Here is a 2,708-nt window from a genome sequence, read left to right as displayed (position 1 = left end):
GAGTTTTGAAGAGGTTATTGGAGAAGGGCTCACTGATCAGGTGGAGATAACTAAGGAATATATTAAGATTTTAGATGAAGAATATGAAAGTAAAGATAAAATTATCGAAAAGCTGAGACAGGCTAATTATAATCTAAGAGGTAGTTTAGATGGTGATGGTTTTTTATTTGTAATGGACAAAGAAGGAAAATTGATTGTTCATCCAGTTTATGAAGGAGAAAATAAAACTAAAGATAGTGCAGCATTTAAGAAAATGTATGAAAATAAAAACTCTATAGTTAGTTATATTTCTCCTAAAACAAATACCAAAAAAATAACCAGCTCAAAAGTTTATGATCCTTATGGTTGGATTATTTCAGCTTCTGCTTTTAAGGGTAAGATTATTGGTAACAGGATTACAAGTTTAGCCCAAGAAGTTTTAATTTATCTTAGTATTACTGCCCTTATTTTAGTAATTATCACCATATTTATTGTTAAAAAAATGTTGAATCCTATTCCAGTTCTTGTAGATAGATTTGAAAAATTAGCTAATGGAAACTTAAAGGTTAAGATGAAGAATGATAGAGGAGATGAATTTGGTGATTTAGTAAAATCTTTTAATAAATTTGTAGAAAATATATCAGAGATAATAAAAAGGATGGCTACTATATCAGACAATCTGGATGATTCTAGTGAAGAGTTATTAAATTCAGGGAAGGGAGTTAAAAATTCAGCTCAAAATGTAGGTCAGGCAATAGAAAATGTTGCTTCTGGAGCTGAAGAACAGTCTGCTCAGGTAGATGAAAGTAAAAATATGATAGATAATTTGATAGATGAAATCAAAGATACTAAAGAGATGTCAGAAACTATGGAGAAATCTTCAAAAGAAGTAATTTCTAATGTTGAAGAGGGGACAAAAGCTATTGACAGTTCAATAAAACAAATCAATCAGGTTAAAGAATACTCAGGTGAAATTTCCAATAAAATTCATTCCTTAAATGATCTTTCTAAAGAAATTGGTGAAATTATCGAGTTAATTAATAGTATAGCTGAACAGACAAATTTACTGGCTTTAAATGCAGCTATAGAAGCAGCCAGAGCCGGTGAAGCAGGTCGTGGTTTTAGTGTAGTTGCTGATGAAATAAGAGAACTTGCTGAAGAATCAGCAGAAGCTACTGAAGAGATTGCAGAACTTATAGCTAAGATTGAAAATAATGTAGAAAGTGCTGTAAATAAGATGAATGATACGGAAGAGGTAGTAGATAAAAGTGTAAAAGTTATTGAAGGTACAGGAGAAACCTTTGCTACAATTGAAAAGAGAGTAAGTAATTTAATTGATTTAATAAATAATATAAGTAATAAAAATAATCAAATGGCTGAGTTAAGTGATAATGTAAAACAGGTTGTAGAAGATGTAGCTGTAGTTAGTGATGAGGCTGCCAAAAATGCAGAGGAAGTTACACTTTCCAGCCATAAACAGATTGATTCTACAGAAGAAATAGTAGATGCAGCTCAAGAATTAGCAGCAATGTCTAAAGAACTATCGGAGATAATAGATACTTTTGAATTATAGAAAATATAATATATTTTAGAGATAATAGATGGAGGGATAAAGTGAAAACTAAATTTACAGAACTACTGGGAATTGAATACCCTATTGTGCAAGGAGCTATGGCCTGGGTTTCAGACGGAGAATTAGCAGCAGCAGTTTCTAATGCAGGAGGAGCTGGAACAATCGCAGCCGCCGGTAGAGATACTGATTGGGTAAAAGAACAAATAAAAATCGCAAAAGATAATACTGATAAACCTTTTGGAGTAAATGTTATGTTGATGGCAGATAATTGTGACCAAATAGTTGATACATTATGTAGTGAAGGAGTCGATTATGCCACTTTAAGTGCTGGGAATCCAATAACATATTTTAAAAAATTACATGAAGCAGATATAATAGCTATTCCTGTAGTACCTAATTTACGATTAGCCCATAAAGTTGTCGATAAAGGAGCAGATGCAATTATAATCGAAGGCATGGAGGCCGGAGGGCATATTGGTAATCTTACAACTATGGCTTTGATGACTCAGGTTATACCTGAAATTGATGTTCCAGTAATTGCTGCTGGTGGATTTGTTGATGGTAGAGGTCTGGCAGCTGCTTTAGTTATGGGGGCAGCCGGGATTCAGATGGGCACTAGATTTTATGCTTCTAAAGAGTGTAATGCTCATATTAAAGCTAAACAAAAAATCATAGATAGTCAGGATACAGATACGGTAGTTACCGGATTAGTGCATGGTCATCCTGTACGTGGGATAAGAAATGAAATGTCAGATAAATACTTAAAACTTGAAAAAGAAGGAGTTTCTGATTCTGAATTAGAAGAATTGGTAGTTGGAAGTAGTAGAATAGCACCTCAGGAAGGAGATATAGATCGGGGATTTGTTCAGGCCGGGCAGAGTTTATCAGCTATTAAGGAGATTAAATCCTGTTCTGAAATTGTTCAGCAAATTATAAAAGAAGCTGAAATAAGATTAAATTAATATATTTAGGTCTAAAAAGTTTATATAATAAAAGGAAGGCTGATCTGAGTGAATTCTCAGACCAGCCTTTTTACATTATATAGGGTGTAAGGTATAATGTGTTAACTTTGGGTTAAGGTTTAAGCACTCATTCTTTCTTGTTCTTCTGGATCTTTAGTAAGATGTTTGTAAGACTGTTTTACCAGTACTATTGC

At 33.1% G+C, this 2,708-nt stretch carries 2 protein-coding genes; both read left to right on the top strand.

The window, feature by feature from the left end; genetic code table 11:
• Nucleotides 1-1,552 (top strand): methyl-accepting chemotaxis protein (locus VJ881_07090; GenBank protein ID HKL75814.1); only part of this gene is annotated, 1,552 nt, incomplete at its 5' end.
• A gap of 41 nt (nucleotides 1,553-1,593) precedes the next feature.
• Entirely contained in the window at nucleotides 1,594-2,514 is a 921-nt protein-coding gene (locus VJ881_07085) for a nitronate monooxygenase (protein HKL75813.1), read from the top strand.
• Nucleotides 2,515-2,708: the final 194 nt, after the last annotated feature.

The sequence above is a fragment of the Halanaerobiales bacterium genome, assembly GCA_035270125.1.
GTDB lineage: Bacteria > Bacillota > Halanaerobiia > Halanaerobiales > DATFIM01 > DATFIM01.
Note: the sequence above shows the minus strand (reverse complement) of the source record. Positions and strands in the feature narration are given on the sequence as shown.